General features: G+C 35.2%; 20 protein-coding genes and 1 riboswitch. Of the genes, 11 read left to right on the top strand and 9 right to left on the bottom strand.

The features are described from left to right. Positions 1-5: 5 nt before the first annotated feature. The 4 genes from ACVRZD_RS01740 to ACVRZD_RS01725 all read left to right on the top strand — a co-directional run bounded on the left by ACVRZD_RS01740 (position 6) and on the right by ACVRZD_RS01725 (position 4,751). Positions 6-620 (top strand): HutD family protein, encoded by a 615-nt coding sequence (locus ACVRZD_RS01740; protein ID WP_037625025.1) that lies wholly within the window; start codon positions 6-8, stop codon positions 618-620. A gap of 25 nt (positions 621-645) precedes the next feature. Continuing rightward, complete coding sequence (locus ACVRZD_RS01735) at positions 646-1,983, top strand: APC family permease (protein ID WP_037625023.1); 1,338 nt, start codon at positions 646-648, stop codon at positions 1,981-1,983. 24 nt (positions 1,984-2,007) lie between these two features. Then, entirely contained in the window at positions 2,008-3,549 is a 1,542-nt protein-coding gene (hutH, locus tag ACVRZD_RS01730) for a histidine ammonia-lyase (protein ID WP_037625021.1), read from the top strand. Between the two features lie 191 nt (positions 3,550-3,740). Next, positions 3,741-4,751: an arginase family protein gene (locus ACVRZD_RS01725; protein WP_037625019.1), complete on the top strand. Its 1,011-nt coding sequence runs from the start codon at positions 3,741-3,743 to the stop codon at positions 4,749-4,751. A 51-nt stretch (positions 4,752-4,802) separates the two neighbouring features. On the opposite strand, the gene ACVRZD_RS01720 is transcribed toward ACVRZD_RS01725, so the two are convergent. Beyond that, positions 4,803-7,841: an ATP-binding protein gene (locus tag ACVRZD_RS01720; RefSeq protein ID WP_447450205.1), complete on the bottom strand. Its 3,039-nt coding sequence runs from the start codon at positions 7,839-7,841 to the stop codon at positions 4,803-4,805. A 101-nt stretch (positions 7,842-7,942) separates the two neighbouring features. Further along, complete coding sequence (gene lysS / locus ACVRZD_RS01715) at positions 7,943-9,433, bottom strand: lysine--tRNA ligase (protein WP_037625173.1); 1,491 nt, start codon at positions 9,431-9,433, stop codon at positions 7,943-7,945. Between the two features lie 175 nt (positions 9,434-9,608). Here lysS and ACVRZD_RS01710 point away from each other — a divergent pair, with 175 nt between their 5' ends. Then, positions 9,609-10,511, top strand: coding sequence for an HAD family hydrolase (locus ACVRZD_RS01710; protein WP_037625017.1), 903 nt, complete (start codon positions 9,609-9,611; stop codon positions 10,509-10,511). 23 nt (positions 10,512-10,534) lie between these two features. Here ACVRZD_RS01710 and ACVRZD_RS01705 read toward each other — a convergent pair whose 3' ends face one another. The 5 genes from ACVRZD_RS01705 to ACVRZD_RS01685 form a co-directional block, all read right to left on the bottom strand. Further along, a complete protein-coding gene (locus ACVRZD_RS01705; protein ID WP_037625016.1) occupies positions 10,535-11,167 on the bottom strand; it encodes a histidine phosphatase family protein in 633 nt (210 codons plus the stop codon). Between the two features lie 23 nt (positions 11,168-11,190). Next, complete coding sequence (locus ACVRZD_RS01700) at positions 11,191-11,550, bottom strand: YccF domain-containing protein (RefSeq protein WP_037625014.1); 360 nt, start codon at positions 11,548-11,550, stop codon at positions 11,191-11,193. After that, the gene (locus tag ACVRZD_RS01695; protein WP_037625012.1) at positions 11,547-12,026 is read right to left on the bottom strand and encodes an aminoacyl-tRNA deacylase; all 480 of its coding nucleotides are present in this window, start codon (positions 12,024-12,026) and stop codon (positions 11,547-11,549) included. Before ACVRZD_RS01695 ends, ACVRZD_RS01700 begins: the two co-directional genes overlap by 4 nt. A 75-nt stretch (positions 12,027-12,101) precedes the next feature. Beyond that, positions 12,102-12,665, bottom strand: coding sequence for an energy-coupled thiamine transporter ThiT (gene thiT, locus ACVRZD_RS01690; RefSeq protein WP_447450204.1), 564 nt, complete (start codon positions 12,663-12,665; stop codon positions 12,102-12,104). Positions 12,666-12,707: 42 nt separating this feature from the next. Continuing rightward, a riboswitch (TPP riboswitch) is annotated at positions 12,708-12,804 on the bottom strand. 177 nt (positions 12,805-12,981) lie between these two features. Next, complete coding sequence (locus ACVRZD_RS01685; RefSeq protein ID WP_037625010.1) at positions 12,982-13,821, bottom strand: glycoside hydrolase family 25 protein; 840 nt, start codon at positions 13,819-13,821, stop codon at positions 12,982-12,984. A 332-nt stretch (positions 13,822-14,153) separates the two neighbouring features. On the opposite strand from ACVRZD_RS01685, the gene ACVRZD_RS01680 reads away from it, so the two are divergent. Both ACVRZD_RS01680 and ACVRZD_RS01675 read left to right on the top strand, forming a co-directional pair. Further along, positions 14,154-14,657 (top strand): ECF transporter S component, encoded by a 504-nt coding sequence (locus ACVRZD_RS01680; RefSeq protein ID WP_037625008.1) that lies wholly within the window; start codon positions 14,154-14,156, stop codon positions 14,655-14,657. After that, entirely contained in the window at positions 14,641-15,015 is a 375-nt protein-coding gene (locus ACVRZD_RS01675; RefSeq protein WP_037625006.1) for a DUF4430 domain-containing protein, read from the top strand. Before ACVRZD_RS01680 ends, ACVRZD_RS01675 begins: the two co-directional genes overlap by 17 nt. Before the next feature lie 27 nt (positions 15,016-15,042). Here ACVRZD_RS01675 and pepF read toward each other — a convergent pair whose 3' ends face one another. Beyond that, a complete protein-coding gene (gene pepF / locus ACVRZD_RS01670) occupies positions 15,043-16,833 on the bottom strand; it encodes an oligoendopeptidase F (protein ID WP_037625004.1) in 1,791 nt (596 codons plus the stop codon). A 197-nt stretch (positions 16,834-17,030) separates the two neighbouring features. On the opposite strand from pepF, the gene ppc reads away from it, so the two are divergent. The 4 genes from ppc to tpiA all read left to right on the top strand — a co-directional run bounded on the left by ppc (position 17,031) and on the right by tpiA (position 23,748). Next, entirely contained in the window at positions 17,031-19,847 is a 2,817-nt protein-coding gene (ppc, locus tag ACVRZD_RS01665) for a phosphoenolpyruvate carboxylase (RefSeq protein WP_037625002.1), read from the top strand. A 172-nt stretch (positions 19,848-20,019) separates the two neighbouring features. Beyond that, positions 20,020-21,300: a cell division peptidoglycan polymerase FtsW gene (gene ftsW, locus ACVRZD_RS01660; RefSeq protein ID WP_037624999.1), complete on the top strand. Its 1,281-nt coding sequence runs from the start codon at positions 20,020-20,022 to the stop codon at positions 21,298-21,300. Between the two features lie 273 nt (positions 21,301-21,573). After that, on the top strand, positions 21,574-22,770 hold the full coding sequence (gene tuf, locus ACVRZD_RS01655; protein ID WP_037624997.1) for an elongation factor Tu: 1,197 nt from the start codon (positions 21,574-21,576) through the stop codon (positions 22,768-22,770). 219 nt (positions 22,771-22,989) lie between these two features. Then, positions 22,990-23,748: a triose-phosphate isomerase gene (tpiA, locus tag ACVRZD_RS01650; RefSeq protein ID WP_037624996.1), complete on the top strand. Its 759-nt coding sequence runs from the start codon at positions 22,990-22,992 to the stop codon at positions 23,746-23,748. A gap of 33 nt (positions 23,749-23,781) precedes the next feature. Here the strand turns inward: tpiA and ACVRZD_RS01645 are convergent, their stop codons facing one another. Continuing rightward, on the bottom strand, positions 23,782-25,014 hold the full coding sequence (locus ACVRZD_RS01645) for an aminoacyltransferase (protein ID WP_037624994.1): 1,233 nt from the start codon (positions 25,012-25,014) through the stop codon (positions 23,782-23,784). Position 25,015 lies beyond the last annotated feature (1 nt).

Here is a 25,015-nt window from a genome sequence, read left to right as displayed (position 1 = left end):
ATACTATGATACAAATTAAAATTTTAAGTGAATCTGATTTCCATAGTTCAACCTGGTCAGGGGGAAAAACAAAACAGTTGTTTCTTTTCCCTGAAACAGGTGACTTCCAAAATCGAAAATTTGACTACCGTTTATCAACAGCAACTGTTGAATTAGCGCAATCTGAATTCTCTGATTTAACTGGATATCATCGTTTAATTATGAGCTTAGATAAGCCAATCATACTTTCACTTAAAGATAAGCAAGTGGAAAAACCGTTACAAGCTTTCGAAAGTTATTCTTTTGAAGGAAGGGAAAAAATAATTAGTAGAGGGGAATGCACAGACTTTAATTTAATATATAATAATAATTATGTCGGCCAGATGAAGGCTATCGCTCGCAATAATGATCCAATTTGTGACAATAATCCTATTCAATTCATTTATGCACTAAATGACCTCCATTTTCAAATTGAAAATATCTGTGAAGGGATATTACAAGCAAATCATTTATTAATTGTAGAAAAAAATTCCACAAATAACCCAATAAAGATAACATTATCTCCCTATCATGAAATTGGCAAAATGATAGCGGTTTGGGCGGGGTTATCAGACAGAGATGGATTAAGTTTGCATGATTAAAGGCTCTTTAAGGAGGAGCAATATTATGGATTCAAATAAACTTAGCGCGCAAGAACGGGAAGACGCAAAATTCTCACTTAGTGGAGCAACCTTGTATGGTATTAATGCAGTCATTGGTTCTGGGATTTTCTTACTTCCACAAAGTATTTATAAAGGTTTAGGACCTGCTTCAATTCTAGTAATGGCAGGGACAGCCGTATTGACAATAATGCTTGCAGTTTGTTTTGCAGAAGTTTCCGGCTATTTTGGAAAAAATGGCGGGGCCTTCCAATATTCAAAACGCGCCTTTGGTGATTTTATTGGCTTTAACGTAGGTATACTTGGCTGGGCAGTAACCATCTTTGCTTGGGCTGCCATGGCTGCTGGTTTTGCAAAAATGTTCATTATTACCTTCCCTGCTTTTGAAGGTTGGAATATTCCACTGAGTATAGGCTTAGTTGTGCTACTTTCTTTAATGAATATTGCAGGTTTGAAAACATCAAAAGTTTTAACCATTACAGCAACTATTGCAAAACTTATTCCAATTGTTGCATTCTCAATTTGTACCATATTCTTTATTAAAAATGGCTTACCTAATTTTACACCATTTGTTCAATTGGAATCGGGTACTGATCTATTAGGTGCGATTTCTAATACCGCTGTATATATTTTCTATGGTTTCATTGGATTTGAAACACTTTCAATTGTAGCCGGAGAAATGCGTGATCCCAAAAAAAATGTACCTAGAGCCATTTTAAGCTCAATTTCAATCGTATCTATTCTATATATGCTAATTATTGCTGGAACAATTGCAATGCTTGGTGGCGGCATTATGAATACAAATGCAGCAGTGCAAGATGCCTTTGTTAAAATGATTGGTCCTGTGGGCGCTTGGATGGTTTCGATTGGAGCTTTAATTTCAATTACTGGACTTAATATGGGTGAATCAATTATGGTTCCACGCTATGGTGCTGCTATTGCGGATGAGGGATTATTACCTTCTGCCATTGCTAAACAAAATAAAAATGGTGCGCCTGTAGTTGCCATTGCGGTTTCAAGTATGATTGCTATTGTACTCTTGCTAACTGGATCATTTGAAAAATTAGCAGCACTTTCAGTTGTTTTCCGTTTCTTCCAATACATTCCAACTGCTTTAGCTGTAAATAAAATGCGTAAACTTGAACCAAATGCTAATGTCACATTCCGTGTACCATTTGGTCCGGTAATTCCAATTGTTGCAGTTGTAATTAGTTTATTAATGATTATTGGTGATAACCCAATGAACGTTGTGTACGGTATTGTGGGTGTAGCTATTTCATGTACACTTTATTTCCTAATGCATGGAAATAAACATAATAATAAAGCATCAGATACAAGAAATTAATATGATATTAGAGGAGGTTAAATCATGACAAAAATTTTGAATTTAGATGGGAATAGTTTAACATTAGAAGATGTGATAACAGTTGCTCGTGAAGGTCAGCAATGTCAAATTGATGAGAATGCAAAAAAAGAAGTAACTGAATCACGTAAAATAGTTGATGATATAGTAAGAGAAAAACGTGTCGTTTATGGGATTAATACTGGTTTTGGTTCTCTATGTAACGTTTCTATCTCACCTGAAGACACAAGACAATTGCAAGAAAACTTAATTAGAACTCACTCATCAGGTTTTGGTGATCCATTACCAGAAGATGCAGTTCGTGCTATCATGTTAATTCGTATTAACTCATTGGTTAAAGGTTTTTCAGGAATCCGTTTGTCAACCATTGAAAAATTGCTTGAACTCTTAAACAAAGGTGTACACCCTTATATTCCAGAAAAAGGCTCATTAGGTGCGTCTGGTGACTTGGCTCCCCTAGCTCACATGGTATTACCAATCTTAGGTTTGGGTAAAGCTTACTATAAAGGTGAACTATTGGCTGGTAAAGAAGCGTTGAAAAAAGCAGGAATTGAACCAATCGAACTTGCTGCTAAAGAAGGTCTTGCTCTTATCAATGGTACAACTGTATTAACTGCAATTGGTGCTTTAGCGACTTATGATGCTATTCAATTATTAAAACTTTCAGATATCGCTGGCGCACTTTCTCTAGAAGTCCATAATGGTATTAACAGTCCTTTCGAAGAAAGATTGCATACTATTCGCCCTCAAAGCGGACAATTAGCTACTGCTCGTAATATCCGTAATCTAATTGAAGGCAGTAAGAATATATCTGAAGCTACGCAGGATCACGTACAAGACCCATATACATTGCGTTGTATTCCACAAATTCATGGTGCAAGTAAAGACTCAATTGCCTATGTCAAAGAAAAAGTAGAAATTGAAATTAACTCCGTTACTGATAATCCAATCATCTGTAAAGACGGACATGTTATTTCTGGAGGCAACTTCCATGGAGAACCTATGGCACAACCATTTGACTTCCTAGGCATTGCCATTTCAGAAATTGGAAATGTTTCTGAACGTCGTGTAGAACGGTTAGTTAATACACAGTTAAGTAAACTACCGTCATTCTTAGTGAAACACCCAGGTCTAAATTCAGGATTTATGATTACACAATATGCTTGTGCAGCTTTAGCTTCAGAAAATAAAGTTTTAGCACATCCAGCAAGTGTGGATTCCATTCCATCTTGTGAAAACCAAGAAGACTTTGTCAGTATGGGGACAATTGCTGCGCGTAAAGCTGGAGAAATCCTAAAAAATTCTCGTCGCATTGTTGCTACAGAAATTATGGCTGCCTGCCAAGCATTGGACCTTAAACCAGAAAATGGCAACCTTGGTAAAGGTACACAACCAGCATACGATGTATTTCGTAAGACTCTTAAATTTATTGAATTTGATAAAGATATCGAAATCTATGACGAATTGAATAAAGCATCTGAAGTTATTGAAAGCAAAGAGTTCTTAGCAGCAGTTGAAAAAGAAGTAGATCTTACTATTCAATTCTAGTTACAATCCATTAGTTAAAGTCTATTTAAGTTGCCATTAAATAGCTTATCCTTAAGTGAGGAAGAGTTTTTGCCAAACTCTTCCTTTTCTTATAAAAAGAAGAATAAGATTTTGTAGACCAAATAATCATTGATAATTGATACAATCACTCTTATAATAGATGTTGGAATTAATAATCGAAGGAGGAAGAAATGTTAAACCATTATTTCCCAACAAGTTGCTCATATTATAGACCTGGAATTGAAGACACAGATTTATATAATGCTAAATGGGGAATGCTTATGTCGTTCCTTGATTTAAATAATCCAGACCTTGTTCCAGAACAAGGAATTGCCTTTGGTATTATTGGCTTTAAAAGTGATAAAGGTGTTTACATCAACAATGGTCGGGTTGGAGCAGGTGAAGGTCCAATTGCCATTCGTTCACAATTAGCTAAGTTACCTTGGCATTTTGGCAATTCAGTAGTATTATATGATTGTGGTGACATTGATGCTCCAAATTATTCTTTGGAAGACATGCAAATGGCTCTTGCGGCAGCTGTGAAGCGAATGAGACAATTACAAATTATCCCTATCGTCTTAGGTGGCGGTCATGGAACTGCCTATGGCCATTATTTAGGACTAAAGGAATCCATGGAAGCTCACGAAGAGTTAGCAGTAATTAATATGGATGCCCATTTTGACCTTCGGCCATATGAGCATACTGGACCAAATTCTGGCACTGGTTTTAGACAAATGTTTGACTATACCTTGGCTAAAAAACAAGTTTTTCCCTATATGGTTTTGGGAATTCAAGAGCATAATAATAATCTATTTCTTTTCGATTTTGTTGCTAAATCAAAAGCTATCCAGTTTTTAACTGGTCAAGACATGTATATGATGGGCTATCAAAAAGTTTGTCTAGCTGTCGATGATTTTTTGAAAGATAAAGAACACGTTTATTTAACTATTGATATGGATTGTTTTAATGTTGGTCATGCCCCAGGTGTTAGTGCCATTCAATCTTTAGGTGTAGATCCGCAATTAGCTCTGATTGTTTTGCAACATATTGCAGCAAGTGGTAAATTGATTGGTTTTGACTTGGTAGAAGTATCGCCACCACATGATATTGATAATCATACGGCTAACCTAGCTGCAACATTTATTTTTTATATTACGCAGATTCTTGCCCAGAAACATCAAATTATTAAAATCATAAAATAAAAACCTGATAAGGAGAAAGAGTTTTGAACTCAAATCTCCATATTAGGTTTTTTACTTTGATAGAACGATTTCTTTGTTCAGAGAATCTAATTCTTTAATTAATTGACAGTCCCGATAAGGATTAAGGTGTGTCTTTGCAGTTGAATAATAATATTGGAAATCATGGGTTAAGAGTGTTTGAAGTCTGTCATCCCGAATGATATTCGTTTGCAGTTTATAGGCTATTATGGCAAATAAATAATTAATATAGCCCTTATCACGTGGATTTGAATAGCGTGAAATCAAACAATCTTGTTTATTAATGACATCAATTAAGGACTGATAATCTCCTTTTGAACAATTAATCAGAGTTGAATAAACTTCTAATTGCGTTTCTTTCCAGGGAAAACGCAATGATTTTAATGCTTTCTTGGATTGCATAAAGATTCGTTCAGCATTTTCATAATCTTGTTTGTAATAGTAGGATATTCCTAATCCAATGTAAAATGAGATGATTGATGGCTCATTTAAATTGTTTTGTGATAATATAATTGCTTTTTGCTGATACGCCATGGCTTGATCAGGATTCCCTTGCATTTGTTTAATTTCTGCCAAATAGTCTAAGGCAGCAGCAATTTGAATAGCATACTTACTTCTTAGACTAGCTGTTAAACTGAAGCAATTAATTGATTCATTGATCTGGTGAATGGCGTCGTCAATTCTTCCCACCATCAGATAATAGAGGCCGTGCAATCTAAGGTTAATGGCGATAGCTTCATGGTTATTTGCCTCCACCGAAGCATCGAGTGCTAAATCAGTGTAGTACTTCATTTCGGGGATGTTTTCTACTTGGATACAGTAGTAAATCAATTGGCGATACCCTTCAAGTAGGTAGTCTGTGTGACGCCACTCATTAGCGAAAGCAATTACCCTTTGGATATTAGCAATCCCTTGTTGATACTGACCAACACGAATCATGTAGCAGCCTTCCAAATAAAGAAACTTAATTAATGATTCTTGGAAATCTTTGATTTTCTCAAAACGTAATTTTAGTTCATCAATTTGTTTACGAATTTGGTCAAATTGATTTTGAATAAGCTGGTGTTTTTCATTCCAAGAGGGACTGATTTGCTCATTTGTCTGAGAGTAAATTGGGAACAGTTCATGGTGAAACTGCAAAATAGATTCCAGATGATTCAATTGAAATGCTAAGGCTTTAATTGGTTGTTTGGCACGCTTATAATGATAAGAAATCTCATTAAAGAGGTGACTTGGATCATGATGTTGATGGATACTCTTTTCCAAGCTCTGAGCAATTTGCGCATGCATCATTCTGCGTTTGGCAATTGTAAGATGTTCATAGCAGTAGATGGCAAATACTCTCTGATGGAAACGACAATTAACTTCTTGCTCACTATATGTTTCTTCCAGAATTTGTTGATGGCATAAGTCTTCGACCATATCCAAACAATCTTGGTAGGAAAGGGTCAGCAATTCAGACAAAAGAGGAAGTGAAGCAGACATGTTAAAGCAGGCCAGATAATTTAAGAGCTCGGCTGCTTGACTATTGACTTGCTCTAATTTAATAGCGAATTTTGCTTCCATTGCTGGCGTCAAAGTTTGGAATTTATAGCCTTGCAATTGCTGCGCACAGTATTCTGAGAGGAAAAATGGGTTACCTTGACTTAGGGTGAGAATTTGTTGAAAATCTTGGTCCCCTAAATTGAGATGGTCTAATTTGTGATGGAGATAAGCTAAACTTTCTTTTTCTGATAAGGGGTTTAACTGTAGCTGATCCAGTTTTTTTCTATAGACCAGTTGATTAATAAACAAGTCTAACTCTCTTGAAGAATCCACATGTTTGGTCAAGACGAATGCAACAGGCAAGTTCTTGATATGATTAATAATATTTTGAAGGATATTAATGCCATCAGTATCCATAAAATGAATATCTTCAATCAGGACAACAGTTGCTTTTTGTTCTGCAATTCCTTTAATTAGGTCAATAATAAAGGCAACTAGTTCGGACTGATTGATAATGACACTTTGATCAGAAAGTAGCGATGGAAAGAAATCTTGAATTCGGTTTTTCCATTCACTTGTCGTCATCAGCTGATGTTGGATGACTAAATCTCCTAAGCCGTCAGTAATTTCTTGCCAGAGGCGAAGTGAATTTTGACTGTCCTCCCGGAAGCATTCAGAGGTAACAATTTGAAACTCTTTAGTTTGATTTGAAAGAACTTGCCTGGTAACAGTCCTTTTTCCAATGCCAGTCCCACCAACTAAGAGCATTGTTCGAGGTTGTGAGCTTTCTAGTATCTTATTAAAATAAGTTTCAAGAGCTTTAATTTCATTAATCCGTCCGTAAAATTGATTAGTTGTTTTAAGGAACTGAGTAACTTTTCGTTGATTTCGATTTTTAGCAACAACTTCTTCATAGATTTGTTGACTAGTTTCACTGGGTGCTATTCCTAGTTCTTTATCTAATAAATTGACCATTTTATAATAAATCTCAATCACTTTCCCGAAACGACGGTGGTGTTGATAAAGACGCATTAATAATTGGTAATTTTTCTCTTCATATTCATCAATTGTTATGAGGTGAAAAATTGTTTCTTCAACCTCTTCAAAAGGAGCAGTAGTCATCATTTGCTCGATTTTTTGATAAGAACATTTAATGAACATCTGTTCACAATGAGAACGCATTTTAGTTAACCAAAGGTCAAAAGTTTCATTCGATTTTAAGTAGAATCCTTGTAAAAAATCACCCTGATATAAATCTAAATGGTGGCTAGGATCTGCTAAAAACTCAGTAACATCAGCTTCAATAGTTAAATCAGGATTGAATGCTAAAATCGAGCGACTGGGACAGATGATAAAATCGTCACCCAGAATTTTATTAACCTGATAAATTGTATTACGCAGATTTTTTTTTGCAGTTTGATTATCTTTATCTTCCCAAAGGATGCCAGCAATTTGATCGCGATTAACGTTACCATTAATTACCATATAATAGAGCAAGGCATTAATTTTAGAGAAGGAGAAAAAAATTTCTTTTTGGTCCAGAAGAATTGAAGGGTTGCCTAATAAATTTAGTGTTAAAACTGACATAATGAAAACGCCTCCATTCACGATATACTACCAATATATACTAATCATTTAGAATAATCAAGCCATCGTAAAAAGCTAGCCTTAATCGACTAGCTCCATTTTTATTTCATTGTTGGGAATAGTAGAACATCGCGAATAGTAGTAGTGTTAGTTAACAACATACACAATCTATCGATACCAATTCCAAGACCACCAGTTGGTGGCATACCATATTCAAGTGCTTCAACAAAGTCGTAGTCAATACCAGTTGCTTCAACATCACCAAGTTCTTTAGCTTGAGCTTGCGCTTCGAAACGAGACAGTTGATCAATTGGATCATTCAACTCCGTGAATGCATTAGCATACTCTTTAGTCATGATGAATAACTCAAAGCGGTCTGTAAAACGGTCATCCTCAGGGTTTTTCTTAGCTAATGGAGAGACTTCGACTGGATGTCCAAAGACAAAAGTAGGTTGAATTAGTGTTTCTTCGACGAATTCCTCAAAGAAGGCATTGATAATATGTCCTACACTTGTAAAGTGTTTTTCAAGTGGAACATGTTTTTCTTTGGCAAGGGCAATTGCATCTTCAACAGACATTTCAGGCCAAAAATCAATCCCAGTAACTTCTTTAATGGCATCAACCATATGAACACGTTTGAAAGGTTGATTGATTAAGATTTCATTTCCTTGATAATCAATTGGTCCATCCCCTTTAACAGCTTTAGCTGCATGTTGGATAATACCTTCAGTCAAGTTCATGATATCTTGGTAATCAGCATAGGCTTGATAGACTTCAATTGAAGTGAACTCAGGGTTATGAGTTGCATCCATACCTTCATTACGGAAGATACGACCAATTTCATAAACGCGTTCCATACCACCTACAATTAAGCGTTTCAAGTGTAATTCTGTAGCAATACGAAGAACCATATCGATGTTTTGGGCATTGTGGTGAGTGATAAATGGACGAGCAGCAGCACCACCAGCTTCATTGTGCAGTACAGGTGTTTCAACTTCCAAGAAATCCATACCATCTAAATAACGACGAATTTCTGAAATCATTTTTGAACGGGTTACAAAACGGTCAAAACTTTCACGATTGGAAATTAAATCTAAGTGACGTTTACGATAAATCGTTTCAATATCCGTTAAACCGTGGAACTTTTCAGGTAGAGGACGGAGTGATTTAGATAAATGAGTTAATTTTGTTGCTTTAATAGACAACTCACCCATATCAGTTCGCATGACTTCACCTTCAACTCCAATAAAATCACCTAAATCGGCTTTTTTAAAGATATCATAGTTTTCTTCACCAACTGCATCCTTACGAACATAAAGTTGGATTTGACCTTCACGGTCTTGTAAATGGGCAAATCCGACTTTACCTTTTCCACGTTTGGTCATAAGGCGTCCCGCAACTGTAGCAGTTTCATTTAAATCATGTAATTCTTCTTTAGTTTTGTCAGCATATTTTTCTTTTAATTGTGCTGAATTGGCAGTGCGTTCGAAACGCTTACCGAATGGATCAATTCCTTGTTCAGCCAAGGCCGTCATTTTTTCACGACGGACAATCTGTTGATCATTTAATTCTTCGATGTGTTCGTTAGACATGGTTTCCTCCAAGTAAGTTTTCCTTCCTATTGTAACACAAAAGCTTCTAGAATACACACACTTTCGCTATAAAAATAGACTGAGTGGCTAGTCTTTTTTTTAACGATTATTTGAATATACGTTACAAAAATAGTATAATGAGCAATAGATTATTCGTAAAAGAGAAAAGAGACTTATGATTACAGCAATTGTTTTTGACGTTGATGATACAATCTATGACCAACAAGCCCCGTACCGAAAAGCTATGGAAAAATGTTTCCCAGATTTTGATATATCTGTAATGAACCAAGCTTATATCCGTTTTCGTCATTATTCTGATATTGGTTTTCCAAGAGTTATGGCAGGCGAATGGACAACAGAATTCTTTAGATTTTGGCGTTGTAAGGAAACTTTACTTGAATTTGGATATAAAGAAATCACTCAAAATGAAGGCGAACACTTTCAAGAAGTTTATGAAAATGAGCTAGAAAACATTACTATGCTTGATGAGATGCGAATGACTTTAGACTTTCTAAAATCTAAAGGTGTTCCAATGGGAATTATTACCAATGGACCAACTGAACATCAATTAAAAAAAGTTAAAAAACTTGGCTTATATGATTATGTGGATCAAAAACGTGTTATTGTTAGTCAGGCAACAGGTTTTCAAAAACCGGAAAAAGAAATTTTTAATTTGGCAGCCGAGCAATTTGACATGAATCCTTCAACAACCTTATATGTTGGTGATTCCTATGATAATGATATTATGGGAGCATTTAATGGGGGATGGCATTCCATGTGGTTTAATCATAGGGGAAGAAAATTAAAAGCTGGAACCAAGCCTGTTTTTGATGTTGCTATTGACAACTTTGAACAATTGTTTGGGGCAGTAAAAGTTTTATTTGACTTGCCTGATAATAAATTTATCTTTGACGTTAACGATAAGAAGAATCCAATTTTGCAATTAGGGTTGAACAATGGTTTGATGATGGCTGCAGAACGATTATTAGAAAGTAATATGAGTATTGATAAGGTTGTTATTTTACTCAGATTAAACAAACAGCAAGAAAAAATATTACGAATGAAATATGTCAAATAAAAAGAGTCTGGGATAGACTCTTTTTAATGCAAGGTATTATCGTAGTATGCCTTTTCGTTCCAAACGAGGCATTGAAAGTTTAGAAAGTCATCCGTTTCAAGAATGGTTAAACTGGCATTATCCAATCCCCCTTGAGCGCGTAATAATGCTGGCTCAAATCCAAGAAGTGAACGAATGGATGCTGTTAAATTAGCACCATGACCAACGATTAAGACGTGGCGATAATCTGTATCCTCAAAACTTTTTATCAAATTTTTAACTCGTTGAGTTGTTTGGTAAATGGATTCTGCCTCAAATTGCGTTGCATTAAATTTGGCTAAGTTATTGTTAAAAGCGTCCATTTGTCCAGGGTAGATCGCTCTCATTGTAGCTATCTTTGCTCCTTCTAATTTACCTAATTGCCATTCTCGAAGAGCTTTAGTATAGGTAATGGGGCAATCATGGCTAGTATTTTCTAATAATAATTCAGTTGTCTTTTTTGCCCGATTTAAATCACTTGAAAAAACGGCATCAAAATCAACTGTCGATAATTTGTGACTTAAGGCTCTAATGTCTTCGTGTGATTCTTCTAAGAGCGGTGAATCTCCAGAGGCACCTTGGAATCGTCCTTCTAAATTCCACTCAGTTTTTCCATGTCTGACAAAATATAACTTCATAAGGTCTTACAAACTCCTTTGTCTCATATGATTTTTACTCCAAAAGGAAAGAGGCTTAACTTAGCTAATTTCAAAGATTGGAAAGCAAACGGTATGCCAACGATGCTAATACATAAAAAGAGAGCAGAAGTGAGATGAATCGTTGCAAGTTGCCATCCACAACAAATGATCCAGATTAGATTCAAAAAGATACTGGTTCCAGACTGACCAATTTCAATCTCTTTTCCAAATGGAAATAGTCCAAAATTAGCTATTTTAAAGCACTGTAAGCCGATTGGAATGCCAACAATGGTGAGTGAAAAGGCAAGTCCAACAAAGCTCCAAGCAAACCATGCCCAAAAGCCTGAGCAGACAAACCAAACTATATTTCCGATTAATTTCATAATGACTCCTTAATATCAACAAATTGACCATTAACGAAATCAGCCAATTCTTGACTATTTATTTGAATAGAACGACCTAGTTCACCAGCAGATACAATTATGGAACCTTTTTCAAGAGCTGACAAGTCAAAAAAAATAGGAAAAGACTGTTTTTGATGGATGCCAACTGGATTATTTGCACCATGTCTATAACCCGTTGTTTTTTGCAAGTCTTTTTGTGGAATCATAGAGACTTTTTTGTTTCCAGATATCTTAGCCAGTTTTTTTTCAGATAAATGATCTGTAAGTGACAAAATACCAATTATAGGTCCAGTTTTATCACCAGTTAAAGCCAACGTCTTATAGATATCCGCCTTAACAATCCCGTCTGGTAAGTCACCTTTCAATGCATTAATTGCTAAGCTTGTATATTGAATTTTTGCCTTATCAAGAATTTGTTCAACTAAGGTTTTTTTGAGTTTTACCTTCTTTGCCATATAACCTTCCTTAACACCAAATAAAAAACGGTATAATAAACTATTATACCATTTTTTTATAATTGCCGTTAGGAACTAATCTTTTGGTGCAAAGAATCGGCCTTGAGTAGGGATTAAAATAATAATAGTAATGAGCACAATGATTGCTGTTAATAAGCCTGCTGTCCCATTAACAGTGAAGGAATACCAAACAGCAGAAGTCCCTTTAGGGGCATAAGACCCCCAGAAGATGACACCAGCGACGAAGTGCCAAAAATACCGAACAAAAGCGGCCAATACTGTTGCTAAAGAGGCAATTGTCAATGCTGACACTTTATTATTAGAATTAATTTGCATTTTTAAATGATTTGAGAAAAGCCCAGCTAACCCCATTGATATAAAAGCAATGATATATTCAATAAATACTTGGCTAAGACTTAGATAGTAAACTTTACCAAGGGCAAAGTGAAGTAAGCCCCAAATTAATCCAGCAAGTAGACCATATTTTAATCCACGACGAAGTGAAAATAAAATTAAAGGAATGGCACCATATGAAGGGCTAAACCAACTAAAAAAGTCTGGAATAAATGATAAGGACATGGCAAGTGCTGCAAAAATAGCAGCTTCAACTAGGTAGCGAACATTAGTATTTTTTGACATAAAAAACTCCTTTTGTTCACAAAAAGAGCCCTGATAGTATGATATTATCATGGTCACAATCCCTACGCTTGTACTAACAAGATCAGGTCTTTAGGATTTCGTCGAAACGATCTCAGCCAAAGCACTCCTTTGTGAAATTTTATTATTTTTAATTATTATAGTATGTAAGCCTTATCCTTGTCAAGATAAGGGGCTTGAAAAGTAATAGGAGGAAGATTGTTAGGCAAGGAATAAAGTGCCTATAAAAAAGCTATTAGGGTAATAAAAAATGAAGGCAACTATTTTTTGACTTCATTTATAGACCTAGAGGTCGTCATTATTTTCCGAATAATTTTTTGTAGGTACTTTTTGTATCTTTGGTAACAGCAATTTGATTTAAATCAAGTGCGTTATTAAAACCAGGTAAGTAACCCTGAGAGGTATACTGATGTAAATCATAGTCAAGCTTTGTGTTAGGGGCAGCTTCATAATATCCCGAGTCACTACCATAAGTAGGGATCCAGACAGCATCAAAACCTTTTGTAGAAATTTCTTGTTCAGCCATGAAATAAGTACCGATATAGAGACCAACATTTTCAGCGCCTAATTTTTTTAATTCGTCACGGAATGCTTGGACGCCTTTATTCATATCTTTCATGGTAACTTCCTCAACATCAATCCAATAGTAAGTAGGATTGTAGGGTGAAGCATTTTTATAGAATGCTCTAGCTTCAGCACGCATTTCTTTTGTGCTTGCACCTAAAGCATAGCTGTAAACTGCGACAGGGACATTGCGTTTCTTGAATTCTTTGATATGTGTTTTAAATGATTTGTCTATACCTGTTGTATAGGCAGCATTGTTTTTAGAAGTAATTTGTGATCCTCCAAAAACACGTACAATGGCTCCAGATATATTTTTTGATAAGGTATCGTAATCAATTTCATTTGGCAATTGCCAACCAGACACATCTACAATGGGATTCAAGATAAATTCTTCATTATCAGTTGTACTCTTGTTTTTTTTATCTGTTTTGCTAGTAACTATTGGAATAGTTGATTTTGCAATACTTAATTCCTTTTCTTTCGTCTTGTCTGAATGATTTTTTCCAATAATTAAAAGAAATGCAAAAAAGATAAAGAAGACTAGTACAACTATAGGCTTTATTCTTCTTCTCATTAGTCATATTGTACCCTAAAGATAAAAAAAAATCAAAATTTCCTAACTGGATTCTTATATTATCTTACTTTATAATCAAATCAGCATAAATCTTTCTTCGATTACTACTATGACAACCTTTAAAGAGTCTAATAAAATGAATTTATTTAGTCTAAAACTATAACAAACCATAAGATGGTATACATTGAAACTATAGGAAAGAGGAAATGAGATTATATTTGTAATTTTTGCTTAATTTTTTTCTTACATCCGATGACTTGTTTATTTTTTTTGACTAGTCAAGATTTCGAATTTCTGTCATAATAGAGTAAAACTGCTAGAAGGAAATTAAGATGTCAAGCAAACAAGTTACCAGAATTGCAATTTTCTCAGCGCTCGCATTTGTTTTACGAATGGCCTTTGGTCAATTGCCAAATATCCAACCGATAACAGCTTTATTTTTTGTCTTTTCTATTTTTTTTGGACTTTATGAAGCTTACTTAGTTATGTTTACGACGCTATTCTTAACATCGTTTTTACTTGGTTTTGGGCCATGGGTATTTTGGCAAATAACTATCTATATGTTGTTATTAACAATTTGGCGTTCTATTTTATACCCGTTTATTAGGAAATGGCATAAACAAGGCCTGTTAATTCAAGCAGGAGTAGTTGCATTTTTAGCCTTACTGTATGGGGTGTTGATTGATTCTTGTTTTGCTTATCTGTATAGTATGCCTTATTGGTCTTATATTTTATTAGGTATACCCTTTGATATTGCACATGCTATTTCTTCATTTCTATTTTATCTAGTTATCATTACCATTTTTAGGAGATTATTTTATGAAAAGAACAGTTAAAACACTTTTATTGTTTACTTTTTCCTTATTTTTAGTTGCTTGTAGTCAGCAAAGCAATTCCAAAAAAGAAAGCTCAGATAGCCATTACTTAACACTAATTGTTAAAGAGGACACAGATACGATTAGTGAGAAGGTTAGTTTTAAGAAGGGGGATACTATTATGGATGTCTTAAAAGCTAACTACAAAGTGAAAGAACAATCTGGTTTTATTACGTCAATAGATGGATTTGAGCAAGATACCAAAAACAAAACGTATTGGTTCTTCAAAATCAATAAAAAAATGGCACCTAAAGCGGCTGATAAAATAAAAGCGCATGAAGGGGACAGAGTTGAATTTTATCAAGAAAAAATAAAATAAAAGGGATGACACAGTCATCCTTTTATTTTATAGTTTTGCACTATATGCAATCACTTGATCAACAGTCTCGCTTAGGAATTGAATAGTATCGCGAAGTGGTTTATCTGTTGAAATATCAGCATGTATCAAACGTGCTGTCTCTAAAGGTGTTAAGCTACCACCTGACTTCAATAAAGTTAGCCATTCTTGTGCACCTTTTTCATTATGTTTTAGGTTCAAATAGCCAGCCGTTGAAATGACCAAACCTGCTGAGTAAGTATAGCTATATAAGCCCATATAGTAGTGTGCTTGACGCATCCAAGTTAGGGCAGCATTGTCATCAATTTCAATAGCATCTCCCCAGAATTCAATTAAAACATCTTTCATCATTGTATTTAATTGTTCAGCACCGAAAGTGCCTCCATTTTCAATCACGGTATAAACTTTTCTTTGGAAGGCTGCTTCAAGTAAATGGGTGATGAAGTTGTGGAAGTAGGTGTCAGTGAGTCTATGGGCTAAGGCGAAGCGTTTTTGGCGAGGGTCTTCAAAAGCATGTTCTAAATAATCACTTAATAATAGTTCGTTAAATGTAGAAGGTGCTTCAACGTAGTAGGTTGACATATGTGTATTAAAATAGCTTTGGTGGTTGTCAGAGAAAATAAATTGTCCAGAATGACCAATTTCGTGAATGAGGGTGTAGACGTCTGACATACGACCTGTCCAACTCATTAATACATACGGGTGAACTTTATAGGGATCAGCTGCATACCCACCAGAATCTTTGTTAGCATTTGCTGCAAAATCAACCCATCGTTCACTTTGATAGCGAGCAACTTCTTGAGTGTACTCAGGACCTAATGGAGCAACAGATTTCATCACTAAGTCGTAAGCATCATCAATTGATACCTGAGGATTGAGTTCATTGTCAATATCTAACTTCCAATCGGCAAATGTCATTTTTTCAAGACCATTGACCTCAGCAACATGTTTAACGAATTTTTGAGCAACAGGTCCAAAATCGGACATGATTAAATCAATTTGACGATCAAACATGGAACGATCAACTTCTTGCTCAGCTAATAAGTAGTCAAAAACGGAGTCATAACCACGCATATCGGCAATTAACTTTTCAGATTTTACTTTAGCAAGATAGGCTGCTGCCGCTGCATTTTGATGTTTTGCCAATCCTTTTGAAAACGAGTCGAAAGCCTTGGCACGAACGTCGTGATTCTCATGATTTTGATAAAAGTTTTCATAAGTAACAAAAGAATTTTTGTAGCTTTTACCATCTACTTCAAAATCATCCATTTCAAAGTCACCGGCACGCATTTTTGTATAAATATCGTATGGCGCATTAAGCACTTCGCGCAAGTTAGCTAAAGCTTTCTCAACATTTGGGTTTAAAAGAAATTTCTTTTGAACTTTTGCTTGACGAATCGTTGCACTATAGTAGCTATTTGATTCTAATTGATTTAGAATGTCGTCACTAGCATTAGCAAGTGCTGTTTCAAAAAAACTAAGTTCAACGCTGGCTTTGGTCATAAAATCTTCACCCGATTGTGCAATCTGAGCAAATTCTTCATTTGAAAAATCAGTTGTTTGTGGCATGAAAGAGTAAGTTGAAATATGACTCATTTGGATATAGATTTGCTCAATCTCCATTAAAGCTCTGTCAAAATCCTCATAGGTATTCAGATGTCCATCAAAGTCTTTTTTAAATTGAACAACATCACCTAAAGCTTTCTCGATAGCTAAGAGAAAGTCTTGTTTGTCTTTGTAGAGTGCTGATAAATCCCAGAGTTCATTTTCTGGAAATTGGCTACGTTCTTTTAATTCCATGTAAGTCTCCTTTGATTACTTGTAATATTAGTATAACAAAAATAAGACGCATATGATATAGGTATTAGAACAAACGATTTTTGAAAATAGAGAGAATAAATTTGTAAAAAACAGACATTATTTTGAAATGTTCTTACTTTTTTTAGAAAAAATGGTATGATAAAAAGGGAAGGTATGTAGAAAAGGAGTGACTAAGATTGGCTATAAAAAAGTTAGAAAGTAGTAATAACCACGAAATTATTGCTGAAGAAGTTAATATTCTAAAAGAGATTTTGGAATCAATCACCCGTCAAATGATTGGAGATGAGGCTTTTTCAAAAATAGAAGATATTCTAAGCATTTCTGAAAAACAAGATTATGTCTTACTTGAGAAAGTAATCGGACAATTAAGCAATGATGACATGGTTGTTATCTCGCGCTATTTTACCATTTTACCTCTTCTCATCAATATCTCCGAAGACGTTGATTTGGCCTACGAAATCAACTTTCAAAATAATACGGATAGCGATTATCTTGGTAAATTATCTCAGACAATTGCTGAAGTAGCAGAGCATGATAAAGCTCAAGATATTCTTGAACATGTCAATGTTGTTCCAGTTTTAACTGCTCACCCAACACAAGTTCAGCGTAAAACGGTCCTTGAATTAACAAATAAAATCCATGATTTGCTAAGAAAGTACCGGGATGTAAAAAATGGTGTAGTTAACAAGGAAAAATGGCTGAGTGATTTACGCCGTTACATTGAAATCATTATGGAAACTGACATTATCCGTGAAAAGAAACTAAAAGTAAAAAATGAAATCACAAATGTCATGCAATATTATAATTCTTCACTTATCGAGGCAATCACATCCTTAACTAATAAGTACAAACAAATAGCTAAAGAAAAAGGTTTCGACTTATCTAATCCTAAACCTATCACAATGGGGATGTGGATTGGTGGCGACCGTGATGGCAATCCTTTTGTAACTGCTGAAACTTTAAAATTATCAGCTTTGCTCCAAAGTGAAGTTATTTTAAACTATTATATTGAAAAATTAACAAACCTTTATAGGAGTTTCTCTTTATCTTCAACCTTGACTAAAACCAGTCGTCAAGTGGAAGAATTAGCTGATTTATCCAATGATAAATCAATTTATAGAGAAAATGAACCATATCGGAAAGCTTTTCATTATATCCAGTCTCGGATGATTCAGACCCTCCTTAGTTTGACGAGTAATGGAGAAAATCAACCATTTGAGCGATATAAAAATCCTCTTGAAGGAAGTGATAATACCAATGCCTCACTGATAGCGGACTATCTACAATCACGACTTAATAACTTATCTGACGATATTAAAGAAAACCGAGTTCCAATTTATCAGTCAGCTAATGAATTTAAATTAGACTTATTGCAAATTGAATCATCATTGGTAGCCAATGGAGATGGTAATTTAGTTAGTGGAGACTTAGAAGAGTTAATTCAGGCTGTTGATATCTTTGGCTTCTACTTAGCAAGTATTGACATGCGTCAGGACTCTAGTATTCAAGAGGCTTGTGTGGCTGAATTATTGAAATCAGCTAATATTTGTCACAATTACAGTGACTTGACAGAAGATGACAAATGTCAGTTATTGCATAAACAATTGACAGAAGATCCAAGAACCTTATCTTCGACGAATTCTGAAAAATCGGAGTTACTCAAAAAAGAATTAGCTATCTATCAAACGGCTCGCTATTTGAAAGATACTCTAGGTGAGGAAGTTATCAAGCAGCATATTATCTCACATACTGAAAGTGTTTCAGATATGTTTGAATTAGCTATTATGCTAAAAGAAGTAGGATTGATTGATCAAGATTCTGCTCGGATACAGATTGTTCCATTGTTTGAGACGATTGAGGACTTAGATAATTCTAACACTATCATGAAGGCTTTCTTGGCTTATCCAATTGTTAAAAACTGGATAGCCTCTAAAGATGACTATCAAGAAATTATGCTTGGTTATTCTGATAGTAATAAAGATGGGGGCTACCTATCATCCGGCTGGACATTGTATAAAGCTCAAAATGAATTGACGCAAATTGGTGACGAACATGGGATAAAAATCACATTTTTCCATGGACGTGGTGGGACAGTTGGTCGAGGTGGTGGCCCTTCATATGATGCCATTACTTCTCAACCGTTTGGTTCTATTAAAGACCGTATTCGTTTAACAGAACAAGGGGAAATTATAGAGAATAAATACGGCAATAAGGACGTCGCCTATTATAATCTAGAAATGCTTATTTCTGCGTCCATTAATCGAATGGTAACAAAAATGATTACTAATCCTGCAGATATTACAGATTACCGGGCGACGATGGATGGTATCGTTGATTATAGTAATCATATATATCGTCAACTGGTATTTGAAAATCCTCATTTTTACGATTATTTCTTTGAAGCAAGTCCTATCAAAGAAGTATCAAGTTTAAATATTGGTTCTCGTCCTGCTGCACGTAAAACAATTACTGAAATCACAGGTTTACGTGCTATTCCTTGGGTTTTCTCTTGGTCTCAAAACCGGATTATGTTCCCAGGGTGGTACGGCGTAGGTTCTGCTTTTAAACACTTTATTGATCAAGCTGATGGAAATTTGGCTAAACTTCAGGATATGTATGATAACTGGCCATTTTTCCACTCCTTATTATCTAATGTTGATATGGTCTTATCTAAATCAAATATGAATATTGCCTTTCAATATGCACAACTCGCAGAAAAAGAAGAAGTGAGAGATGTCTTCCATGCTATTCTTGATGAATGGCAGTTGACTAAAAATATTATCTTATCTATTGAGCAACATTCAGAGTTATTAGAAGATAATCCCTCTTTAAAACATAGTTTAGATTTCCGTCTCCCATATTTTAATGTCCTAAATTACATTCAAATTGAATTAATTAAACGACTCCGTCACAATCAATTGGATGAGGATTATGAAAAACTGATCCATACGACAATTAATGGTATTGCAACTGGACTTCGTAATTCGGGTTGATCTGCCTTTAAGTAGCAGAAATCATATCTGTTACAATAGTTAGTGATTCTATGAAATAGGAACTAAGTATAGACTGACGATTAAAGACAGTTTTGCTTGGTCCTTTTTCTCTTTTTTTTGAACTAGAAAGATGATATAATGCTAAAAGATTATCAGATATATAGGGGAAACTATGAAAATCGATAAAAAGCACTTGTTAAATTACTCTATTTTGGTACCTTACATAATCCTTTCAGTTATAGGACTGATTGTGGTCTACTCTTCTACAAGTGCAACTCTCATTCAATACAATGCAAATTCGTTTCACTCGGTTTTAAACCAAGGGATATTTTGGATTATTTCATTAATAGCCATTTGGTTCATTTATAAATTAAAATTGAATTTTTTAAATAATTCTAAAGTACTTACCTTAGTCATGCTTATTGAAGTGGCCTTGTTATTGATTTCTCGATTTTTTACAAAAGAAGTCAATGGCGCTCATGGATGGATTATCGTGGGGCCAGTCAGTTTTCAACCAGCAGAGTATTTAAAAATTATTATGGTTTGGTATCTGGCATCAACTTTTTCAAGGCGCCAAGAAGAAATTGCTGTTTATGATTATCAAGCATTAACCAGAGGCAAATGGCTACCTCACCAAGTTAGTGATTTAAAAGACTGGCGTGTCTATTCATTAATTTTAATCCTATTGGTTGCTGCACAACCTGACTTAGGAAATGCTGCGATTATTGTTTTAACTTCGATTATGATGATTTCAATTAGTGGAATTGGCTATAAGTGGTTTTCCGCAATCTTAACTCTCATTACAACGTTCTCAGTGCTCTTTTTAGGTAGTATTTCTGTAATTGGGGTAAACAGAGTAGCGGCAATTCCAGTTTTTGGTTATGTTGCTAAACGTTTTAGTGCATTTTTTAATCCATTTCAAGATTTAAAAGGCTCAGGACACCAGTTAGCGCATTCATACTACGCAATGAGTAATGGTGGCTGGTTTGGTATGGGACTCGGGAATTCTATTGAAAAGCGTGGCTATTTACCTGAAGCACAAACAGACTTTGTTTTTTCTATTGTCATTGAAGAATTAGGATTAATTGGTGCAGGTTTAATTCTTGCACTAGTCTTCTTCCTGATTTTAAGAATTTTAAATGTAGGAATTAAAGCTAAAAAACCGTTTAATTCGATGATAGCATTAGGCGTAGGAGGGATGATATTAACGCAAATATTTGTTAATATTGGTGGTATTTCAGGCTTAATCCCTTCGACAGGTGTTACTTTTCCATTTCTTTCCCAAGGTGGAAATAGTTTATTAGTTTTATCGGTTGCCATTGGTTTTGTATTGAATATTGATGCGAGTGAAAAGCGCGACGAAATCATGAAAGAAGCAGAGCTATCCTACAGAAAAACGATTAGCAAAGAACAAAAAAGTACAAATGTCATTAATCTTAATCAATTTAAATAAAATCTTCCGTAAGGAAGGTTTTTTACTTGGCCTATTTAGGAGATAAGTCAAGCTTCAGTGAGCTAAATAGAAAAATAAATTTTATATCAATAGGTAATTAAATAAATTTAATGGATAAATCTTGAATTTTAGATATGATGTGAAAGAAAGAAATGGCTTTAAACATAAAATACTTGCATTTTCCTTAGAATTTGCTACAATAGTAAGGTAAAGTTAGACTGTATTGCCTACCGTCTATCTATAAAATATATTTTATTGGAGGCTTTTCCCAAAATGGCAAAAGAAAAATACGATCGTAGTAAACCCCACGTTAACATTGGTACAATCGGACACGTTGACCATGGTAAAACTACTTTAACTGCTGCAATTACAACAGTACTTGCACGTCGCTTACCAAGCTCAGTTAACCAACCAAAAGACTATGCTTCTATCGATGCTGCTCCAGAAGAACGCGAACGCGGAATCACAATCAACACTGCACACGTTGAGTATGAAACTGAATCACGTCACTATGCCCACATCGATGCCCCAGGACACGCGGACTATGTTAAAAACATGATCACTGGTGCTGCCCAAATGGACGGAGCTATCCTTGTTGTTGCTTCAACTGATGGACCAATGCCACAAACTCGTGAGCACATCCTTCTTTCACGTCAGGTTGGTGTTAAACACCTTATCGTCTTCATGAACAAAGTTGACTTAGTTGATGATGAAGAATTGCTTGAATTAGTTGAAATGGAAATTCGTGACCTTCTTTCAGAATACGATTTCCCAGGTGATGACCTACCAGTTATCCAAGGTTCAGCTCTTAAAGCTCTTGAAGGTGATTCAGCACATGAAGATATCATCATGGAATTGATGGCTACTGTTGACTCATATATTCCAGAACCAGAACGCGACACTGACAAACCATTACTTCTTCCAGTCGAAGATGTATTCTCAATCACTGGTCGTGGTACAGTTGCTTCAGGACGTATCGACCGTGGTACTGTTCGTGTCAACGACGAAATCGAAATCGTTGGTATCAAAGAAGAAACTAAAAAAGCTGTTGTTACTGGTGTTGAAATGTTCCGTAAACAACTTGACGAAGGTCTTGCAGGAGATAACGTAGGTATCCTTCTTCGTGGTGTTCAACGTGACGAAATCGAACGTGGACAAGTTATTGCTAAACCAGGTTCAATCAACCCACATACTAAATTTAAAGGTGAAGTATACATCCTTTCTAAAGAAGAAGGTGGACGTCATACTCCATTCTTCAACAACTACCGTCCACAATTCTACTTCCGTACTACTGACGTAACAGGTTCAATCGAACTTCCGGCAGGTACAGAAATGGTTATGCCTGGTGATAACGTGACAATTCAAGTTGAATTGATCCACCCAATCGCCGTAGAACAAGGTACTACATTCTCAATCCGTGAGGGTGGACGTACTGTTGGTTCAGGTATCGTTTCAGAAATCGAAGCTTAATTAAAAATTAAGTTCCCAAATTAACAATTATTTGTCAGACAACAATGTAATTGTAAGGAGTCTCGTAAGAGGCTCCTTTTTTGTACAATTTTAGAAAGTTTTCAGAAATTTTTTGAAATTTATTTGTGAAAATATTCCTAAATTCCAGTCAAATTCTTTTAATAGGTAGTGAATTATGATAAAATATAAGTGTAAATAAAAAAAGAAGAGGTATGTGAAATGTCACGTAAACCAATTATTGCCGGTAACTGGAAAATGAATAAAAACCCACAAGAAGCTCAAGCATTCGTTGAAGCGGTTGTAGGAAAATTACCATCATCAGAATTAGTAGAAGCAGCAATTGCAGCTCCAGCTGTTGATTTGAATGCTTTACTATGGTTTGCTAAAGATTCAGAATTAAAAGTTGCTGCTCAAAACTGCTACTTTGAAAATGAAGGTGCATATACTGGTGAAACAAGTCCTAAAGTATTGAATGAAATGGGCGTGAACTATGTTGTTATTGGTCACTCTGAACGTCGTGAATATTTCCATGAAACAGACCAAGATATCAACAAAAAAGCGAAAGCAATCTTTGCTAATAACATGACACCAATTATTTGTTGTGGTGAAACTCTTGAAACTTATGAAGAAGGAAAAGCTGTTGATTTTGTAGGCGCTCAAGTTTCTAAAGCACTTGCTGGCTTAACAGAAGAACAAGTTTCAACTCTTGTTATTGCATACGAACCAATTTGGGCTATTGGTACTGGTAAATCAGCTACTCAAGATGATGCACAAAAAATGTGTAAAGCGGTTCGCGATGTTGTTGCTGCAGATTTTGGTCAAGCAGTTGCGGATAAAGTGCGTGTTCAATACGGTGGTTCAGTAAAACCTGAAAACGTAGCTTCATACATGGCATGTCCTGATGTTGATGGTGCATTAGTAGGTGGCGCATCACTTGAAGCAGAAAGCTTCCTGGCTTTACTTGATTTTGTGAAATAATAAAAAAGACTTCAGTCTGATGACTGAAGTCTTTTATTTTCTACCTAAGATGGTTTTAAGAAAGGTAATAGCTTTGTGTTTTAGAGGGTTAGGATAGTAGGTGAAAGTGCCTGGTGCTCTTTCAACGAATCCATTAAAGTTTTGTTTGAAACCTAATACGCCATCAGAACCATCAAAATTTCCTGAGATACCCAGTAGATTATAGCGATTAATTCCTCTTTTAATACCTTCTAGCATAGCATATTCTTGCAAAATAGCAGGAGCATAGAATTTGTTAAACTCTGTATAAGATCCGCTAAAGAGGTAAACAACTTCTTGTTTAGTGAAAATAAATAATGAGCCAGCAAGTATGACATCTTGGTCTTTATATTTTGCAATAAACGCTTTCGCTTCATCTTTTCGAACTTCAAAAGTTTGATATTGACTAGAAAACTCTTTGTGTTGATTTTGTTTCTTTTCAGAGTTAGGATTAATCTCTAACTCGTTTTCTAATTTATCCAATTTAGCCTGTAATTTTGCTTGGTCTTTTTCTAAATTAGTATAATAATCTTGGAAATTTAAAGTAGCTACTATAAATTCAGCTTGTTGACCAAAACTATCAAATAAGGCTTCGTAGTAATCAAGTGTTTTATCGTTATAATCTCTTCGATCAGAAGTTGAGGAAGTGATTTCCTTGAAAGATATTAATTCGTCACGCTTCAAAGGACGAATCTTAATTCCGAAGGTTTTTGCTTTTTTTACTAATGGTTTCCCTTTTTTACTGAATGATTTCAGTAAATCTTTTTCGGTAATCTCGGTCAAATCTTTGATGTAATGCCAATCAAAAGAGTCATATCCTTTTGTTAAGCCTTGATAATTATAGCCGGCTTTTTCAAATAGGGTAATGAGGGAATGGTCTTCTTCATTAATAGGATCGCCATGGTCATCAAAGGTCTGGAAAACACTATAAGGTTTAATCACAAGCTCCATAACGTGCTTATCATTGGCATAGTCTCGTAATTCTTCTAAGAAAAGGGGCAAATACGAGATGTCGTTGTATAGTGGTCCGCAATGAATTTCCATATGTTGGCCACCAAACATTGTAGTACAGTAGATGACTGCAGCGACTTGGATGGTTCCGTTTTTATCTTCATAACCAACTAATTCCGTTGTATAACCACGTTGCTTAAGAAGTGATTTCATACTAGTTGATTGTTCAAAGAAGCGGTGATTAACGGATTCTGAGAATTGTTCGAAACGCTCTTCTGTCAAGGTGATTAATGACATT

Source organism: Streptococcus hongkongensis (assembly GCF_053206145.1).
Note: the sequence above shows the minus strand (reverse complement) of the source record. Positions and strands in the feature narration are given on the sequence as shown.

What these genes read in the sequence shown, in the direction of transcription:
- ACVRZD_RS01725 (WP_037625019.1), top strand. Translation starts at nt 3,741, where the DNA reads ATGTTAAACCATTATTTCCCAACAAGTTGCTCATATTATAGACCTGGA.
- hutH (WP_037625021.1), top strand. Translation starts at nt 2,008, where the DNA reads ATGACAAAAATTTTGAATTTAGATGGGAATAGTTTAACATTAGAAGAT.
- tuf (WP_037624997.1), top strand. Translation starts at nt 21,574, where the DNA reads ATGGCAAAAGAAAAATACGATCGTAGTAAACCCCACGTTAACATTGGT.
- ACVRZD_RS01705 (WP_037625016.1), bottom strand. Translation starts at nt 11,167, where the DNA reads ATGAAGTTATATTTTGTCAGACATGGAAAAACTGAGTGGAATTTAGAA.
- lysS (WP_037625173.1), bottom strand. Translation starts at nt 9,433, where the DNA reads ATGTCTAACGAACACATCGAAGAATTAAATGATCAACAGATTGTCCGT.
- ACVRZD_RS01685 (WP_037625010.1), bottom strand. Translation starts at nt 13,821, where the DNA reads ATGAGAAGAAGAATAAAGCCTATAGTTGTACTAGTCTTCTTTATCTTT.
- tpiA (WP_037624996.1), top strand. Translation starts at nt 22,990, where the DNA reads ATGTCACGTAAACCAATTATTGCCGGTAACTGGAAAATGAATAAAAAC.
- pepF (WP_037625004.1), bottom strand. Translation starts at nt 16,833, where the DNA reads ATGGAATTAAAAGAACGTAGCCAATTTCCAGAAAATGAACTCTGGGAT.
- ACVRZD_RS01700 (WP_037625014.1), bottom strand. Translation starts at nt 11,550, where the DNA reads ATGAAATTAATCGGAAATATAGTTTGGTTTGTCTGCTCAGGCTTTTGG.
- ACVRZD_RS01720 (WP_447450205.1), bottom strand. Translation starts at nt 7,841, where the DNA reads ATGTCAGTTTTAACACTAAATTTATTAGGCAACCCTTCAATTCTTCTG.
- ACVRZD_RS01645 (WP_037624994.1), bottom strand. Translation starts at nt 25,014, where the DNA reads ATGTCATTAATCACCTTGACAGAAGAGCGTTTCGAACAATTCTCAGAA.
- ftsW (WP_037624999.1), top strand. Translation starts at nt 20,020, where the DNA reads ATGAAAATCGATAAAAAGCACTTGTTAAATTACTCTATTTTGGTACCT.
- thiT (WP_447450204.1), bottom strand. Translation starts at nt 12,665, where the DNA reads ATGTCAAAAAATACTAATGTTCGCTACCTAGTTGAAGCTGCTATTTTT.
- ACVRZD_RS01735 (WP_037625023.1), top strand. Translation starts at nt 646, where the DNA reads ATGGATTCAAATAAACTTAGCGCGCAAGAACGGGAAGACGCAAAATTC.
- ACVRZD_RS01675 (WP_037625006.1), top strand. Translation starts at nt 14,641, where the DNA reads ATGAAAAGAACAGTTAAAACACTTTTATTGTTTACTTTTTCCTTATTT.
- ACVRZD_RS01740 (WP_037625025.1), top strand. Translation starts at nt 6, where the DNA reads ATGATACAAATTAAAATTTTAAGTGAATCTGATTTCCATAGTTCAACC.
- ACVRZD_RS01680 (WP_037625008.1), top strand. Translation starts at nt 14,154, where the DNA reads ATGTCAAGCAAACAAGTTACCAGAATTGCAATTTTCTCAGCGCTCGCA.
- ACVRZD_RS01710 (WP_037625017.1), top strand. Translation starts at nt 9,609, where the DNA reads ATGATTACAGCAATTGTTTTTGACGTTGATGATACAATCTATGACCAA.
- ACVRZD_RS01695 (WP_037625012.1), bottom strand. Translation starts at nt 12,026, where the DNA reads ATGGCAAAGAAGGTAAAACTCAAAAAAACCTTAGTTGAACAAATTCTT.